General features: G+C 72.4%; 14 protein-coding genes. 7 read left to right on the top strand and 7 right to left on the bottom strand.

The genetic code is table 11. The features are described from left to right. Positions 1-251: 251 nt before the first annotated feature. The 4 genes from IE99_RS0124410 to IE99_RS0124395 are packed head-to-tail and all read right to left on the bottom strand — an operon-like array spanning position 252 to position 3,246. Positions 252-1,037, bottom strand: coding sequence for an SDR family NAD(P)-dependent oxidoreductase (locus IE99_RS0124410; RefSeq protein WP_030175429.1), 786 nt, complete (start codon positions 1,035-1,037; stop codon positions 252-254). 1 nt (position 1,038) lies between these two features. Beyond that, complete coding sequence (locus IE99_RS0124405; protein WP_030175426.1) at positions 1,039-1,827, bottom strand: SDR family NAD(P)-dependent oxidoreductase; 789 nt, start codon at positions 1,825-1,827, stop codon at positions 1,039-1,041. After that, positions 1,817-2,095, bottom strand: a complete 279-nt coding sequence (locus tag IE99_RS0124400) for a ferredoxin (RefSeq protein ID WP_245623325.1) — start codon at positions 2,093-2,095, stop codon at positions 1,817-1,819. Before IE99_RS0124400 ends, IE99_RS0124405 begins: the two co-directional genes overlap by 11 nt. Next, complete coding sequence (locus tag IE99_RS0124395; protein ID WP_030175421.1) at positions 2,095-3,246, bottom strand: 3-ketosteroid-9-alpha-monooxygenase, oxygenase component; 1,152 nt, start codon at positions 3,244-3,246, stop codon at positions 2,095-2,097. Before IE99_RS0124395 ends, IE99_RS0124400 begins: the two co-directional genes overlap by 1 nt. Positions 3,247-3,429: 183 nt before the next feature. On the opposite strand from IE99_RS0124395, the gene hsaA reads away from it, so the two are divergent. Then, on the top strand, positions 3,430-4,596 hold the full coding sequence (gene hsaA, locus IE99_RS0124390; protein ID WP_030175418.1) for a 3-hydroxy-9,10-secoandrosta-1,3,5(10)-triene-9,17-dione monooxygenase oxygenase subunit: 1,167 nt from the start codon (positions 3,430-3,432) through the stop codon (positions 4,594-4,596). A gap of 51 nt (positions 4,597-4,647) precedes the next feature. On the opposite strand, the gene IE99_RS0124385 is transcribed toward hsaA, so the two are convergent. Together IE99_RS0124385 and IE99_RS0124380 are read right to left on the bottom strand one after the other, a co-directional pair. Next, positions 4,648-5,799 carry an alpha/beta hydrolase family protein gene (locus tag IE99_RS0124385; protein WP_245623326.1) on the bottom strand — a complete coding sequence of 384 codons (1,152 nt, stop codon included), beginning with the start codon at positions 5,797-5,799 and terminating at the stop codon, positions 4,648-4,650. Between the two features lie 5 nt (positions 5,800-5,804). Continuing rightward, positions 5,805-7,346 carry an FAD-dependent oxidoreductase gene (locus IE99_RS0124380; RefSeq protein WP_030175412.1) on the bottom strand — a complete coding sequence of 514 codons (1,542 nt, stop codon included), beginning with the start codon at positions 7,344-7,346 and terminating at the stop codon, positions 5,805-5,807. A gap of 178 nt (positions 7,347-7,524) precedes the next feature. On the opposite strand from IE99_RS0124380, the gene IE99_RS0124375 reads away from it, so the two are divergent. From IE99_RS0124375 to IE99_RS0124365, 3 genes are read left to right on the top strand one after another with little or no spacing between them, the layout of a single operon-like run. After that, a complete protein-coding gene (locus tag IE99_RS0124375; RefSeq protein ID WP_030175410.1) occupies positions 7,525-8,151 on the top strand; it encodes a TetR/AcrR family transcriptional regulator in 627 nt (208 codons plus the stop codon). Between the two features lie 48 nt (positions 8,152-8,199). Next, entirely contained in the window at positions 8,200-8,949 is a 750-nt protein-coding gene (locus IE99_RS0124370) for an SDR family NAD(P)-dependent oxidoreductase (RefSeq protein WP_030175408.1), read from the top strand. 10 nt (positions 8,950-8,959) lie between these two features. Next, entirely contained in the window at positions 8,960-9,736 is a 777-nt protein-coding gene (locus IE99_RS0124365) for an SDR family oxidoreductase (RefSeq protein ID WP_030175405.1), read from the top strand. 53 nt (positions 9,737-9,789) lie between these two features. On the opposite strand, the gene IE99_RS0124360 is transcribed toward IE99_RS0124365, so the two are convergent. Beyond that, positions 9,790-10,710 (bottom strand): 3-oxoacyl-ACP reductase, encoded by a 921-nt coding sequence (locus IE99_RS0124360; protein ID WP_030175396.1) that lies wholly within the window; start codon positions 10,708-10,710, stop codon positions 9,790-9,792. A gap of 155 nt (positions 10,711-10,865) precedes the next feature. Between IE99_RS0124360 and IE99_RS0124355 the strand changes: the two genes are divergently transcribed. From IE99_RS0124355 to IE99_RS0124345, 3 genes are all read left to right on the top strand, one after another. Then, positions 10,866-12,467, top strand: coding sequence for an acyl-CoA synthetase (locus IE99_RS0124355; RefSeq protein WP_030175393.1), 1,602 nt, complete (start codon positions 10,866-10,868; stop codon positions 12,465-12,467). Positions 12,468-12,540: 73 nt separating this feature from the next. Further along, positions 12,541-13,671 (top strand): steroid 3-ketoacyl-CoA thiolase, encoded by a 1,131-nt coding sequence (locus tag IE99_RS0124350; protein WP_030175390.1) that lies wholly within the window; start codon positions 12,541-12,543, stop codon positions 13,669-13,671. An 8-nt stretch (positions 13,672-13,679) separates the two neighbouring features. Continuing rightward, complete coding sequence (locus tag IE99_RS0124345) at positions 13,680-15,833, top strand: acyl-CoA dehydrogenase family protein (protein ID WP_030175387.1); 2,154 nt, start codon at positions 13,680-13,682, stop codon at positions 15,831-15,833.

Below are 15,833 nucleotides of genomic sequence, written 5' to 3'. Positions count from 1 at the left end.
CTTGAGGTCCACACCGAGTACCTGGACCGGCAGCAAGCAGCGTAGATCTGCCCGCAGATCACCATCAGTCAGCTGTCCGGAAAGCGCGGGGCCCCTCAAAGACCGCGGTCCTGGTCCATCGTGCTCTCATGGAGGGCTGGATTCGCAATATCCAGGTCGGGTGAATATTTCGATCTCGATTGGTCTGGCGGAGTGGACCATGACCTCACGACCTGGACGGGCGTGAGGTCGACATCGAATTGGTGAGCCGGTCAGCGTTTGGGGAGTATTTGGGCCATGGCGGCGTGGGCGGCGGCCACCTTGCGGTCGCGGGGGAAGCCGCTGCGCTTCTGGGCCGTTTCGTAGTTGCCGCCTGCCACCCAGACCGGGCCGTCGGCGAGGTGCTCCAGGCCCTCGCGGGCCACGTCGTCCGGTTCGGCGACGAGGAGGCCCGGGATGTCCATGTCGAGGCCGGCTCGCGCCATCGCGGGGGTGCGGGTCACGCCGAGGACGAGTTCCAGGACGTCCACGCCGTGCTCGCGCATCTCCAGCCAGAGGCCCTCGGCGAAGATGCGGCCGAACGCCTTCACCGCCGCGTACACGCTGATCTGCGCGTGCCCCATGTAGCCGGAGAGGGAGCCGACCAGCATGATGCCGCCGCGGCCGCGGTCCTTCATGAGGGCGCCGAAGTGGTGCGTCAGGGCGAGTTGGGCCGTGATGTTCAGGTCGATGACGTTCTGGAACGCGGCCAGGTCGCCGGTGACGAACTCGTGGCCGTAGCTGTTCGCGCCCGCGTTGAAGATCAGCAGGCCGACCTCGAGGTCGTCGGTGACCTCGCGGATGGCGGTGAGGGGGTCGGGCGCGATCAGGTCCAGCTCGATCGTCCGAACCTGGACGCCCTTCGCGCGGACGGCCTCGGCGGTGTCCTTCAGCGGGCCGGGCTTGCGGGCGATCAGCACCACGTTGATGCCCGCGTCCGCGAGGCGGTGCGCGAACGCCGAGCCGACGCCCTCCGAGCCGCCGGCGATGACGGCCCAGGGCCCGTACTTCTCGATCAACTCAGTCTCCGTCCAGGTCCGGGGTCCAGGCGACGCCGTTGATGTGGGAGCCGCCGTCCACGAACAGGGTGTTTCCGGTCAGGTAGCGTGCGCCTTCGCTCGCCAGGAAGACGGCGACGGGTGCGATGTCGTCCTCAGGGTCGCCGAGGCGTCCCATCGGGTTGGCGCGGTCGGCCGCGGCCTCGATCTCCGGGTGCTCGGACGCCATGCGCCGGAACGCGGCGCTCTTGGCGCCGGGGCAGATCGCGTTGACCACGACGCCGGTCGGCGCCCACTCGCGGGCGGCGGTGCGGGTCAGCGTCCGCAGGGCCTCTTTCGCCGAGTTGTACTCGAGGGTGCCCATGTGGGCGTTGACCCCGTTGAGGGAGCACATGTTGATCACGCGGCCCCAGCCGCGCGCCTTCATGTGCGGAAACGCCGCTTGCATCGCCCACAGCGGGCCGTAGTAGCCCATGGCGAAGCCGCGGGCGAGCTGGTCGTCGGTCTTGGTCTCGACGCGGGAGACCGTTCCGGCGCCCCAGGCGTTGTTGACCAGGATGTCGACGGAACCCCACGTGGCGACGGCGGTCTCCACCATCGCCTCGACCTGTTCCCGGACGGTGACGTCCGTGCGGACGAACCGGGCGTCGGGCCCCAGTTCCGCCGCGACGCGGGAGCCGGACTCCTCGTTCAGCTCCGCCACGAGGACGCGGGCGCCCTCGGCGGCGAAGCGGCGGGCCACGCCCCGGCCGATGCCGTCGCCCGCGCCGGTCACGATCGCCACGCGACCGGCGAGGGCGTCAGTGGTCATGCGGAATCGTGCTGGGGTCGGGGGTGTGCTCGTCCAGCACCGTGATCGTGCCGGCCAGCGCCGCCTCCTGGATCGCCGAGCGCAGCGCGCCGCAGGTGCCGAGCGGGTCGGCGCCCAGCTCATGGCAGGCGGCCGCCGCTTCGGCGGTCCACTGGATGCTCGTCTGCTCCCAGCTCGCCTTGCGCGCCAGCACCTCCGCCGCGCACGTCCGGCAGCGGACGGGCAGCAGCGGGCCGCCGTCGAGCAGCCGTTCGTCCTCGCGGATCATCAGGCCCGCGCTTCCTCGGCCTCGCGGCGCTTCAGGTTCTCCTCGACCTCGCGCTCCCACGACTCCACCGGACGCGTCGTGTCGATCTCGTACTCGAACCGGTCGGTCATCTCGGGGGTGACGTCGGCGACGTCCACGTAGAACTGCTCGTACCAGCGGCGCAGCTGGTAGACGGGGCCGTCCTCCTCGCAGAGGAGGGGGTTGTCGATCCGGGTCTTGTTCTTCCAGATCTCGACGTCCTGCTGGAAGCCCGCGAGGATGAAGGTCGACAGCTTCTCGGCGGTCGCCTCCGCGGCCGCCGCCGGCAGCTTGTCACTGTGCTGGACGATGATCCCCGAGTGCAGCGAGAACGAGTTCTCGTCGATCGGGTAGTGGCAGTTGATCAGTATCGAGGTCAGGTCGTAGCCCTCGTAGTGGTACGTCAGCTCGTCGATCATGAAGGACGGGCCGTGGTACGCGGCGACCGAGGTGTTGCCGAGCATCCGGGGGCCCTTGCCGCCGCCGTCGTCGCGTCGGGCGTCCGGGCGGCTCTTGCCCTTCATGATCTGGATGGCCGTCTGGCCCTCGAAGATGTTCTTGAAGTACGTCGGGAACGAGTTGTGGATGTAGAAGAAGTGCGCCATGTCCACGACGTTGTCGATGACCTCGCGCGCGTTCGTGTGGACGATCTGCTCCGTCCAGCGCCACTGCGTCCAGTCGTCGCGGCCGACGCCCTCGATGACGGGGATCGTCACGTCGTCGGGGGGCTGCTTGCCCTCGGGGTCGTTCCAGACGAACAGGAGCTGGTTCTTCTCCATCGTGGGGAACGCCGCGGTCCGCGCCCGCAGTGGCACCCGCCGCGAGTACGGGATCTTCTTGCAGCGGCCGTCGCCGCCCCAGCGCCAGTCGTGGAACGGGCAGGCGATCTCGTCGCCCTTGACGGTGCCCTGGGACAGGTCGCCGCCCATGTGCCGGCAGTAGGCGTCCAGGACGTTCGTCTTGCCGTCGCCACCGGTGAACACGACGAGCTTCTGGCCGAAGGCGTGCACCGTGTGCGGCTTGCCGTCCTTGAACTTCTCCGCCGGGCCCAGGCAGTGCCAGCCCCGGGCGAAACGGCTGGAGATCGCCTCCGCCTCGATGCGGCGGATCGCGTCCGACTCGACTGCGGTCACCTTGGATCATCCCTTCGGACGGCGGGTGTCTTCAGGAACGCACGGTATGTCGCAGGTCACGCCGCGGGCCGGCGAGTCCCGGTGGCCGGGACGTCCCGGCGCCTCCTCCGCGCCGCCCGTACTGTTCTGCGATAGGGCGCGGACCAGCGGGAACGCGCTGGCGCGACGGTAGGAGGAACGGAGATGGGCAACGAGGTCCTGGAGGCCGTGCGCGGGCTGCTGCCCGGGATCGCCGAGCGCGCCCCGGACGTCGACGCGTCGGGCCGCATCCCCGAGGCGTCGATCGCGGAGCTCGTCGCGGCCGGGTTCTTCCGCCTGCTGCAGCCGGCGCGGTACGGCGGGCGGGAGGGCGATCCCGCCGAGTTCTACGCGGCGGTCCGCGAGATCTCGGGGGCGTGCGCCTCGACCGGCTGGGTCTCGGCCGTCCTCGGCGTCCACTCCTGGCATCTCGGGCTGTTCCCGGACGCGGCGCAGCGAGAGGTGTGGGGCCGCGACCTCGACACGCTCGTGTCCTCGTCGTACGCCCCGGTCGGGCGGCTCACCCCCGTCGAGGGCGGCTACGAGGTGTCGGGCCGGTGGGGGTTCTCGTCCGGTTGCGAGTTCGCGTCGTGGGCGCTGCTCGGCGGGCTCGTCGTCGGCGCCGAGGGGCGTCCCGTCGACTTCATGACGGTGCTCGTCCCGCGCGCCGAGTACGAGATCCGCGAGACGTGGGACTCCATGGGGCTGCGCGGCACCGCCAGCCACGACATCGTCGTCGACCGGGTGTTCGTCCCGGACCACCGCGCGATGCGCAACTTCGACCAGGCGCGGCTCCGCTCCCCGGGCCGCAAGGTCAACACGGGGCCGCTGTACCGGCTGCCGTTCGGGACGGTGTTCACGATGACGATCACGTCCAGCGTCATCGGCACCGTCGCCGGCTGCTACAGCGCCTACGTCGACGCGATGCGCGACCGCATCCGGCTCAGCCTCGGCGGCGGCCGGTTCGTCGAGGACCAGTTCGCCCAGGTGTCCGTGGCGCGCGCGGCGTCCGAGATCGACGCGGCGGTCCTGCAGACCGAGCGGTCCGTCCGGGAGATCGTGGCGCACGCCCGCCGCAACGAGCGGATCCCGATGGAGACGCGGCTGCGGGCCCGCCGCGACCAGGTGTGCGGCACCGAGCGCGCCATCGCGGCGATCGACATCCTGTTCAAGACGGCGGGCGGCAACTCCCTGCACCGCGGCAACCCCATCGAGCGGGCCTGGCGCGACGCCCACGCGGGCAGCGTCCACGTCGCGAACGATGTGGAACGCGCCCTCGCCATGTACGGCCGGGGCGAGTTCGGCCTGGCGGTCGAGGACAACCTCGTCTGACGGCACGGAACGGCCCGCCCCCGACGGGAGCGGGCCGCCTTCCGGCTTCGATCAGCAGGTGGTCGGCGGGGTGCCGCCCTTGCGCAGGTTCTCCGTGTACGCGATCGCCTCGTCGAACGACGCGTTGATCACACCGCGGTGGTCCTGGCCCGCGTACTCGCTGTACGCGATCTTCGGGTACCGGCCGCACACGTCAGCGACGATGCCCTTCGTCGCTCCCGGGGTGACCTGGTTGTCGGCGGATCCCTGCAGGAACAGCGTCGGAACCTGCAGGTTCAGGCCCATCGGCTCCTGCGAGCGCCAGTACGCGGTGAACTGCGTGAGGTCGGCGTCCGGACGGAACACCTCCGTCGGGGGGACGCCCGCGCCGAGCTCCCGCAGGCCCTTCGTGCACGCGCTCTTGCGGGCCGCGTCGAGGAGCGGCTTGGCGCGCTCCGTCAGCAGATCGTCCGGGACGAACGACGGCTCGGCCGCCTCCATGCCCGCCAGCATCACGAACAGGAACGGCATCGCCCCCTCCGCACCCGGGTACCCGGCGCGGACGTAGGCGGCGGTCTCGCTCATGTGCGACCCCGGCGCGACCGAGATCGCGCCGCGCAGCCGCAGGTCGCGGGGCGGGCGGTCGGCGGCGGCGGTGAACAGCGCCGCCTGGCCGCCCTGGCTGTGCCCGGCGGCGAACCAGTCCCGGCCGATGCGCGGGTCGAGCCGGCGGGCGGCGCGGACGATGTCCAGCACCGTGTTCGCGTGGCTCTCCCCGTTCATGTAGGGGTGCCCGCCGGGCGTGCCGAGCCCCTCGTAGTCGGTCTGCACGACGGCGTAGCCGCGCGCCACCCACTTGTCGAGGTACTGCTCGGTGAAGGCGAGGTAGTCGTGCGCGGGACCGGCCGGGGTGTCGGCGGACGGCGCGCACACGTCGGCCGTGCCGGTCGTGCCATGCGCCCAGCTGAGCACCGGCCAGCCACCGCGCGGCGGCGTGCCCTTCGGCACCGCCACGGTGCCCGACACCGTGATGCGCTTCCCGCCCACGCCCTTCGACGTGTACGTGATGTACCGGTTGGCGGCGGCGCTCGGCAGCGCCGCCGCGTTGGCCAGCGGCCGGACGGTGAGCAGCCTGCCGCGCCGCTCGGGCGCGGCGGCCGCCGGTGCGGCGACGGCGCCGGTCGCGGCGACGGCCAGGGCGGCCGTCGCCGCGAGGGTCTTCACATGCTTCAAGCGGACTCCTTCGTGATGTGCCGGACGGCGCGGTAGGCGAACGCCATACCGGTCGCGATCGGGATGCCGGGGCCGGGATAGACGGCGCCGGTGAACGAAGCGCTGGTGTTCCCCGCCGCGTACAGGCCGGGGATGGGGACGCCGTCCCCGGTGAGGACGCGGGCGTCGGGGTCGGTGCGCAGGCCGCCCTTGGTGCCGAGGTCGCTCAGGACGACCCGTGCCGCGGTGAACGGCGGCTCCGCGACGGGGACGAGGCACGGGTTCGGGCCCTCGCCGGTGGCGAAGAACCGGTCGTAGGCGTCCTCGCCCCTGTGGAAGTCCTCGTCCACGCCCTTCTCGGCGAAGCCGTTGAACCGCTGGACGGTCTCCGCGAGGGCGGCGGGGTCGACGCCGATCTTCTGCGCCAGCTCCGCGAGGGTGTCCGCCCGCGCCCAGGTGCCGGCGGCGAGGTGCTCGGCCGGGTCCGCGCTCGGCATGGAGATCGCGGGAAGGCCGGGGAAGGCCGCGTCGAAGACCAGGTGGGCGGGGACGCGGCCGGGCGCGGCGGCGAGCTCGCGGCCCATCCGGTCGTAGGGGAGGGACTCGTTGGCGAACCGGCGGCCCGACGCGTCCACCATCAGCCCGCCGCGCAGGCCCAGCGTGAACGCGGCCCCGCCGCCCGGCATCGCGAGGCCGGGGCAGAACCAGCCCTCGCGCAGCAGGCCGGTGGCCGCGCCGATCCGCTCCGCCGCCGTGATCGCGTCGCCCGTGTTGGCCCCGGCCGGCGCCATCGTCCAGGCCGCGTCGCCCGGGACGCCCGCCGCGTCCCGCAGCTCGGCGTTCCCCTCGAACCCGCCGGCGGCGAGCAGCACGCCGCGGGACGCCCGCAGCCGCACCGGCCCGTCGGGCGTGTCCGCCTTGACGCCGGTCACGCGGCCGTCCTCGACGATGAGCCCGGTCAGGGCGGTTCGGGTGCGCACGACGCCGTTCCCCGTGTTCGTGAACGCGAGCAGCAGCCGTCCGATGAGCGCCCGGCCCTGGATCAGCGGCGCGTCCGGGTCGTGGCCGAGCCCGGCGCGGTCCCGCTCCACCGGCGGGCGGACGAGGTCCGCGAGCCCCCCGAGCCGGTCGGCGGAGATCGGCTTCGGGATGAACGAGCGGCCGTTCTCGACGCGCCCCTCGGCCGCGAAGTAGTCCGGGAAGGGCTGGAACCTGAACTCGAGCGCCGGGTCGTCCTCCAGGAACTCGACCAGTTCCGGCGCGGTCTCCAGGAACGCCTCGCGATGCGCGCCGCCCTCGTCGCCGAGCAGCGCCGTCAGGTACGTCCGCGCGGCCTCGGTCGAGTCGGCGAGCCCGGCCCGCCGCTGCACCGGACCGCCGGGCAGCCAGATCGCCGCGCCCGAGTACGCCGACGTGCCCCCGAGGAGCGGCGTCTTCTCCAGCACGGCCGTGCGCAGCCCGGCCGCCGCGGCGGCCAGCGCGCCCGCCAGCGCCCCGGCGCCGGATCCGGCCACCAGCACGTCGAAATCCCCGTCCCAGGATGCTCCCGCGTTCCCCACGTCCCGCCCCTTTCGGTCTCGGCGCGGGCACAACGTAAGCGCGGTCCTTCGGGCGGGGTCGGCCGGTCTCACTCAGCGGTATCCGGGTTACCCCCGGGGCCCTCCGGGGCCCTATGTATTGTCGTGTGTCACCGCATCGCCGCATGTCGGCACCGAGGAGCGCCTGAACGGGGGGACCGTGGCGAGGATCGCATCCGCCAGGCTGTCGGCCGAGCCCAGCTCGCCCGAACAGCACGACCGGCGGCTCCGCATCCTGCGCGCGGCGACCCGGATCGGCGGCGAGAAGCCCCTCGAGCGCGTCCAGATGCACGAGGTCGCGAAGGCCGCCGAGGTCGCGATCGGCACCCTGTACCGGTACTTCCCGTCCAAGACGCACCTGTTCACCGCCGTCATGGCCGACCAGGTCGTCCGGTTCGAGGAGAGCATGCCGCCGCCCGCCCCCGGCGTCGCCCCCGAGGACGCGGTCACCGACCTGCTGATCGCCGCGAGCCGGCAGCTGCTGCGCCGCCCGGTGCTCGCCGCGTCGATGTTCCGGGCGTCCAACTCCGCCGACGTCGCCACCGTCGCCGACACCATCAAGATCGACCAGACGTTCCGGGAGATCGTGCTGCGCCAGGCGGGCATCGAGGTCCCCACCGCGCAGGACGTCGCGCTCGTGCGGCTGCTCATGCAGTGCTGGTACGGCGTCCTGCAGTCGAGCCTGAACGGCCGCGCGTCCATGTCGGAGATCGAGAACGACATCCGGCTCGCCTGCCGCCTGCTGCTCGCCCCCCGCTCCAACGCGGAGACGACGCCCTCCCGGTGATCGGGACGGAGCGCCGCGACGCCCCCGCGGCTTCGCTAGCGTCCGGCTATGAATCGCTATGACGGCGTGAAGGTGCTGCTCACCGGGGCGGCTTCGGGCATCGGACGGGCCACGGTGAACCGGCTCGTCGCCGAGGGGGCCGCGGTCTGCGCGGTCGACATCTCCGAGGCGGGGCTGGCCGAGACCGCCGCCGGCGCCACCGGCCCCGGCAAGGTCGTGACCCGCGTGGTGGACGTGACCGACGAGCCCGCCGTGATCGAGACCGTGGCCGAGGCGGCCGCGACCCTCGGCGGCATCGACGTCCTGGTGAACGTCGCCGGCGTCCACAAGACCACCCCGATCGAGACGCTGGCCGTCGCGGACCTGATCATGCTGTTCAACGTCAACCTGGTCGGAACGGCCCTGTTCTGCCGGGAGGCGCTGAAGCACCTCCCGGACGGCACCGGCGTCATCATCAACACGTCGTCGCTGTCGGCGACCCAGGGCAACCCGTACATGACGGCGTACTCAGCGTCCAAGGGCGCTGTCCTGTCGTTCTCGCTGAGCCTCGCCGCGGAGCTGAGCGCCCGCAGGATCCGGGTCGTCCCGATCTCGCCCGGAAGCGTCGACACCGCGCTGACCCGCAACGCCGACATGTTCCCCGAGGGCATCGACCTCGGCTACTACGGCCGGCTCTTCGCACCCTTCGGCATCGCCGAGCCCGAGCAGATAGCCTCGGTGATCGCGTTCGCGGGCTCGTCGGACGCCGCCTACATGACCGGTGTCAACCTGCGCGTCGACGGCGGCTCGCACCAGTAAGGAGAACGTCATGGGACGCACCATCGCGCTCAGCGGATCGGCCTCCGGCATCGGCCGCACGCTCGCGGAACTGCTGCGCGAGCGCGGCGACGAGGTCATCGGGATCGACCTGAAGGACGCCGAGGTCATCGCGGACCTCGGCACGCCGGAGGGCCGGTCGGCTGCGGTCGCGGCCGTCCTGGAGCGCTGCGGCGGCCGCCTCGACGCCGTCGTGGCCTGCGCCGGGGTCGCGCACCCGACGCCGCTCGCGGTGACCGTCAACTACTTCGGCGCGGTCGCCCTCCTGGACGGCCTGCGCGGCGCGCTCGCCGCCGCCGAGCGGCCGCGCGCCGCCGTCGTCGGGTCGATCGCGGGCACCCAGGGCGTGCTGGAGGATGTCGTCCGCGCGTGCTTGGACGACGACGAGCCGGCCGCGCTCGCCGCCGCCGACAAGGCCGTCGAGAACAACATGGGGCTCATGCTCTACCCGTCGTCGAAGTCGGCGGTCGAGCAGTGGCTGCGCGCACGCTCCGTGTCGGCCGAGTGGGCGGGCGCGGGCATCCCGCTCAACGCGATCGCGCCGGGCATCGTCAAGACGCCGATGACCGAGCCGCTGTTCGCGGACGCGGGCATGGTCGAGGTCATGAACGAGGCCGTCCCGATGCCGCTGAACGGCCACTCCGACCCGATCGTGATCGCGGAGGCGCTGGCCTGGCTGATCTCCCCGGCCAACACCCACATGGCGGGCCAGATCATCTACGTGGACGGCGGCGCCGAGGCGACCCTGCGCGGCCCCTCGGTGTTCTAGGCAGATGCGAAAAGGCCGCCCTTCCCGGTGGAGGGCGGCCTTTTCGCGTCCGGTCAGTACTGGCTGGTGCCGGTGTCGTCGAGCTTGGCGACGCTGTACGCGGCGTAGGTGGCGTGCGGGTCGCGGTCCGCGAAGTACGGAGTGACCTTCTCGCCGAACTCCTCGACGGAGAAGACGCCGCCGTCCGCCGTGAACTTCTGCTCGACGGTCGGCGCGGCCATCAGCGCGACCATGTCGCCGTAGACGACGAACACCTGCCCGCTGATCGTCTCCGCCGCCGGGGACGCGAGGTAGGACACGAACGTCCCGACGCGCTCGGGCGCCATGACGTCCAGGCCGCCGGGCGCGGTGCCCTCGCCGAACTGCTGCTCGGTCATCGCGGTGCGCGCGCGGGGGCAGATGGCGTTGGCGCGGACGCCGTACCGGCCGAGCCCCGCCGACGTGGACAGGGTCAGCGCGACGATGCCCGCCTTCGCGGCGGAGTAGTTCGGCTGGCCCGCGCTGCCGAACAGGAACGCCTCGGACGAGGTGTTGACGACGCGCCCGTAGACCGGTCCGCCCGCGGCCTTGCTCGCGGCGCGCCAGTGGACGGCGGCGGCGCGCGACACCGACGCGTGCCCCTTGAGGTGGACGTGGATGACGGTGTCCCAGTCGGATTCCGACAGGTTGAACAGCATCTTGTCGCGCAGCACGCCCGCGTTGTTGACCAGGATGTCGAGGCCGCCGAAGGTGTCGACGGCGGCGGACACGAGGGTGTCGCCCATCGACCAGTCACCGACGTCGCCCTTCACCGCGAGGGCCCGTCCGCCCGCCGCCTCGATCTCGGCGACGACGTCGTCCGCGGCCGGACCCATGTCGTTGACGACGACGGCGGCGCCCCGCGCGGCGAGCGCGAGGGCCTCGGCGCGGCCCAGGCCCGCGCCCGCGCCCGTGACGATGGCGGTCCGGCCCGCCAGCGAGAGATCAGCGTTCATCGGTGCTCCCGGTTTCTGTTCGCGATGCTTCCGGAAGGCTAGTACGTATTCTAGTTCCGAGCCGGAGGGTCCCGCTGAGTGGTCCTGTAAGGCCAGCTAGATCGGTCAGTGGGACGGGGCTTGTCGATGATCAGAATAAATTCTAGTCTGCGGCCATGACGTTGAACCTGGCGAGCCTGTTCGAGCGGGTGGCCGCGGCGGTGCCCGACCGTCCGGCCCTGAGCTGCGGCGACCGCGAGCTGACCTTCACCGAGCTGGACGGGCGCGCCGGCACGGTCGCCGCCCGCCTGCACGCCGCCGGGGTCCGCCCCGGCGACCACGTCGGCGTGCACCTGCTCAACGGAATCGAGTTCGTCGAGACGCTGCTCGGCTGCCTGAAGATCAGCGCGGTGCCGATCAACATCAACTACCGGTACACCGACCGGGAGCTGCACCACCTCTACACCGACGCCGGGATCACGGCGCTGGTCGTCGGCGCGGAGTTCGCCCCGGCTGCGGCGCGGGTCGCCGACGACTGCCCGGCGCTGCGCAGCGTGTTCGTCGTCCGGACGGGCGATGCGCCGGACGAGGCGCCGCGGTGGCCGTCCGGGGTCGAGGTCACCGACCACGACGCGGACGGTTCGCTGCCCGCCCCGGCCGTGGAGCGGTCCACCGACGACCACTACATGATCTACACCGGCGGCACCACCGGGCTGCCCAAGGGCGTGATCTGGCGCCAAGAGGACTTCTACTTCGCCGCCCTCAGCGGCGGCAACCCGTACGGGGAACCGCACCGCACGCCCGAGGCGCTCGCCGCCGCTGCCGCCGCGAGCCCGCCGATCGGCTACCTCCTCACCCCGCCGCTCATGCACGGCGCCGCCGCGTACACGCTGTTCACCGCCCTGTTCATGGGCGCGTCCACGATCCTGATGCGGCGGTTCGAGCCGGTGGAGGCGCTCCGCCTCATCGACCGGCACAAGCCCCTCATCGTCGCCGTCGTCGGCGACGCGATCGCCCGCCCCCTGGCCGACGCGATCCGGGCGCACGACGGGGAGTACGACCTCTCGTCGGTCAAGGTGCTGGGCTCCGGCGGCGCGATCCTGTCGCGCAGCGTCCAAGAGGAGTTCGCCGAGCTGATCCCCGGCATCTTCGTCAACAACGGCTTCGGCGCGTCCGAGTCCGGCGTCGACGGGCGCATCAGCGTCGGCGACGACGGCCTGATGCGCCTCGCCGCGAACCCCCGCGTCATCGTCGTGGACGCCGAGATGCAGGCCGTCAAGCCCGGCTCGGACGAGATCGGCCACGTCGCCCGCACCGGACACGTCCCGCTGGGCTACCACAACGACCCGGTGAAGACCGCCGCCACGTTCCCCGTCATCGACGGCAAGCGCTGGGCGATCCTCGGCGACATGGCCCGCGTCGAGGAAGACGGCACCGTCGTCGTCCTCGGCCGCGGCTCCGGCTGCATCAACTCCGGCGGCGAGAAGATCTTCCCCGAGGAGGTCGAGCAGGCCCTCAAGTCGCACCCCGCCGTCATGGACGCCCTCGTCGCCGGCGTCGCCGACGACCGCTTCGGCGAGCGCGTCGCCGCCGCCGTCGAACTGCGCCCGGACGCCGCGCCCCCCATCGTCGACGAGCTGCGCGCCCACTGCCGCACCCACCTCGCCGGATACAAGATCCCGGCGGTGATCGCCTTCACCGGCGCGATCGTCCGCTCCCCGAGCGGCAAGGCCGACTACCGCTGGGCGAAGCGCTTCCTGACGGAGACGACGTCCTGAGCCGCGGCCCCGCCCGAACCACCACGGCGCCGAGCGCTCCCGCCGGCGACCGGAACGAAAGCAAGGAGTCCCCATGCCCGAGGTCGTGATCGTCGACGCCGTCCGGACGCCGGTCGGCAAGCGCAGGGGCGCGCTGTCCGGGCTGCACCCGGCCGCGCTCCTCGGCGTCGCCCAGCAGGGCGTCCTGGACAAGGCGGGCGTCGAGCCCGCCACCGTCGGCCAGGTCGTCGGCGGCTGCGTGACCCAGGCGGGCGAGCAGTCCAACAACGTGACCCGCAACGCCTGGCTCTACACGGGCCTCCCGTACGGGACGGCCTGCACCACCATCGACTGCGCCTGCGGATCGTCGCAGCAGGCCGTCCACATGGTCGCGGGCCTGATCGCGTCCGGCGCGATCCACACCGGAATCGGCTGCGGCGTCGAGGCGATGAGCCGCGTGTTCCTCGGCCAGGCCCTCACCCCCGAGACCGGCAGCCCCGCCCCGGACGGCTGGGAACTCGACATGCCCGACCAGTTCACCGCCGCCGAGCGCATCGCCCGCAAGCGCGGCATCACCCGCGCGGACGTGGACGCGTTTGGCCTCGCCTCGCAGGTCAAGGCCGCGAAAGCCTGGGCGGAGGACCGGTTCGCCGGGCAGATCGTCCCGGTCGAGACCGAGCACGGCGCCGTCACGCGCGACGAGGGCCTGCGCGAGACGTCCCTGGAGAAGCTCGGCACGCTCAAGCCCGTCATCCCGGACGGCATCCACACGGCGGGCAACTCGTCCCAGATCAGCGACGGCGCCGCCGCCGTCCTGCTGATGAGCGCCGACCGCGCCGCCGAGCTGGGGCTGCGGCCGCGCGCCCGCATCCTCGCGTCCGGCATGGTCGGCTCCGACCCCTACTACCACCTGGACGGCCCGATCGAGGCGACCGAGCACGTCCTGCGACTCGCCGGGATGAAGCTCGCGGACATCGACCTCGTCGAGATCAACGAGGCGTTCGCGTCGGTCGTGCTGTCGTGGGCGTCCGTCCACCGGGCCGACATGGACAAGGTCAACGTGAACGGCGGCGCGATCGCCCTCGGCCACGCCGTCGGCTCCACCGGCGCCCGCCTCCTCACCCAGGCCCTCTACGAGCTCGAACGGTCGGACAGGTCCACCGCGCTCGTCACCATGTGCGCGGGCGGCGCCCACGCCACGGCCACCATCATCGAGCGGATCTGAGGAACCACATGACCATCGGGCTGACCGAGGAGCACCGGGACCTGCGCGACGCCGTGCGCGCGTTCACGTCCCGCCAGGTCACGCAGGCGGTCGTGCGCACCGCCGTCGACGCCGAGACCGACGGGCTCCCGCCGTTCTGGGGCGACCTCGCCGCGCAGGGGCTTCTCGGCCTCCACCTGCCCGACGACCTCGGTGGGGCGGGCGCCGGGCTGCTCGAACTGGCCGTCGTCCTGGAGGAGCTGGGCCGCGCCATCACGCCGGGACCGTTCCTGCCGACCGTCCTGGCGAGCGCCGTCCTGCACCGAGCCGGGCATACCGACCACCTGCCCGGTCTCGCGGACGGCACCGCGATCGGCGCGGTCGGTCTCCGCCCCGGCGGCCTGGTGCTGACGGACGGTGTCCTGAACGGCACCTCCGAGCCCGTGCTGGGCGCCCAGGTGGCGGACCTCTTCATCCTCCCCGCGCGGGACGGGGGCACGACCGCCCACGTGCTCGTGCCCGCCTCGTCCGTCCAGGTCGAAGCCCTGCCGAGCCACGACCTGACCCGCCGCCTGGCCCGCGTCACCGCGTCGGGCGCGCCCGTGACGGTGCTGGCGATCGACGAGCAGACCGTCCTCGACCTCGCCGCCACGCTGTTCGCCGCGGAGGCGTCCGGCCTGGCCGACTGGGCGACGGCCACGGCCGCCGAATACGCCAAGGTGCGGACGCAGTTCGGGCGTCCCATCGGGCAGTTCCAGGGCGTCAAGCACCGCTGCGCCCGCATGCTCGCCCACGCCGAGCAGGCCCGCGCCCTCGCCTGGGATGCCGCCCGCGCCTGGGAGTCCACCCCCGGCGAGGCGTCGCTCGCCGCCGCCGTCGCGGGCGCGACGAGCGTCCAGGCCGCGTTCCAGACCGCCAAGGACTGCGTCCAGACCCTCGGCGGCATCGGCTTCACCTGGGAACACGACGCGAGCCTCTACCTGCGGCGCAGCCAGACCCTCCGCGTGCTGCTCGGCTCCACCTCGACGTGGCGGCGCCGCGTCGCGACCCTCACCCTGGACGGCGTCCGCCGCGAACTGCGTGTGGAGCTGCCGCCGCACGCGGAGAAGATCCGAACGGAGATCCGGGCCGAACTGGAACCGGCGAAGGCCCTGACCGGCAAGGACCGCACGACCTACCTGGCCGACCGCGGCTACACGTCCCCGCACCTCCCCGCCCCCTGGGGCAAGGGCGCGGACGCCGTCACCCAGCTCGTCATCGCCGAGGAGATGCGCGCCGCGGGCCTCCGCGCCCACGACATGATCATCGGGAACTGGGTCGTCCCCACCCTGATCGCGCACGGGTCGCCCGCCCAGCACGAGCGCTTCCTCCCCGGCTCGCTCCGCGGCGACATCCGCTGGTGCCAGCTGTTCAGCGAACCCGGCGCCGGCTCCGACCTCGCCGCCCTCACGACCCGCGCCGAGAAGGTCGAGGGCGGCTGGACGATCACCGGCCAGAAGGTCTGGACGTCCATGGCCCGCGAGGCCGACTGGGGCATCCTCCTCGCCCGCACCGACGCGTCCGTCGCGAAGCACAAGGGCCTGTCGTACTTCCTGCTCGACATGAAGTCGCCGGGCATCGACATCCGCCCGCTCCGCGAACTCACCGGCGACACCCTCTTCAACGAGGTGTTCCTGGACGGCGTCTTCATCCCGGACGACCTCCTGGTCTCGTCCCCGGGCGACGGCTGGAGACTCGCCCGCACCACCCTGGCGAACGAGCGCGTGTCCCTTTCGAACGACTCGTCCCTCGGCAGCGGGGGAGAGGCCCTCCTCAAGCTGGTCGGCGACGACCCCGACCGCCTGGCGACGCTCGGCGGCATCCTCTGCGACGCCCAGTCCAGCAGCCTGTTCGGCCTCCGCACGACGCTCCGCTCCCTCGCGGGCGGCCAGCCCGGCGCCGAATCCAGCATCGGCAAACTGATCGGCGTCGAGCACATCCAGCAGGTCTGGGAGACCGCCGTCGACTGGATCGGCCCCGAAGCCCTCACCGGAGAGGGCGCCGGCGGAATGCAGGACCCCACTTGGATGTTCCTCAATTCGCGGAACATGTCGATCGCCGGCGGCACCACGGACGTCCAGCTCAACATCATCGGCGAGCGGCTGCTCGGCCTGCCCCGCGACCCGCAGCCCTCGGAAAGGTGA

Origin of the sequence: Spirillospora albida (assembly GCF_000718255.1) — a bacterium.
Taxonomy (GTDB): Bacteria; Actinomycetota; Actinomycetes; order Streptosporangiales; family Streptosporangiaceae; genus Spirillospora; species Spirillospora albida.
Note: the sequence above shows the minus strand (reverse complement) of the source record. Positions and strands in the feature narration are given on the sequence as shown.

Coding starts and splice junctions, on each gene's coding strand:
- hsaA (WP_030175418.1), top strand. CDS start 3,430: ATGGGCAACGAGGTCCTGGAGGCCGTGCGCGGGCTGCTGCCCGGGATC.
- IE99_RS0124405 (WP_030175426.1), bottom strand. CDS start 1,827: ATGACCACTGACGCCCTCGCCGGTCGCGTGGCGATCGTGACCGGCGCG.
- IE99_RS0124355 (WP_030175393.1), top strand. CDS start 10,866: ATGACGTTGAACCTGGCGAGCCTGTTCGAGCGGGTGGCCGCGGCGGTG.
- IE99_RS0124360 (WP_030175396.1), bottom strand. CDS start 10,710: ATGAACGCTGATCTCTCGCTGGCGGGCCGGACCGCCATCGTCACGGGC.
- IE99_RS0124350 (WP_030175390.1), top strand. CDS start 12,541: ATGCCCGAGGTCGTGATCGTCGACGCCGTCCGGACGCCGGTCGGCAAG.
- IE99_RS0124345 (WP_030175387.1), top strand. CDS start 13,680: ATGACCATCGGGCTGACCGAGGAGCACCGGGACCTGCGCGACGCCGTG.
- IE99_RS0124365 (WP_030175405.1), top strand. CDS start 8,960: ATGGGACGCACCATCGCGCTCAGCGGATCGGCCTCCGGCATCGGCCGC.
- IE99_RS0124400 (WP_245623325.1), bottom strand. CDS start 2,095: ATGATCCGCGAGGACGAACGGCTGCTCGACGGCGGCCCGCTGCTGCCC.
- IE99_RS0124370 (WP_030175408.1), top strand. CDS start 8,200: ATGAATCGCTATGACGGCGTGAAGGTGCTGCTCACCGGGGCGGCTTCG.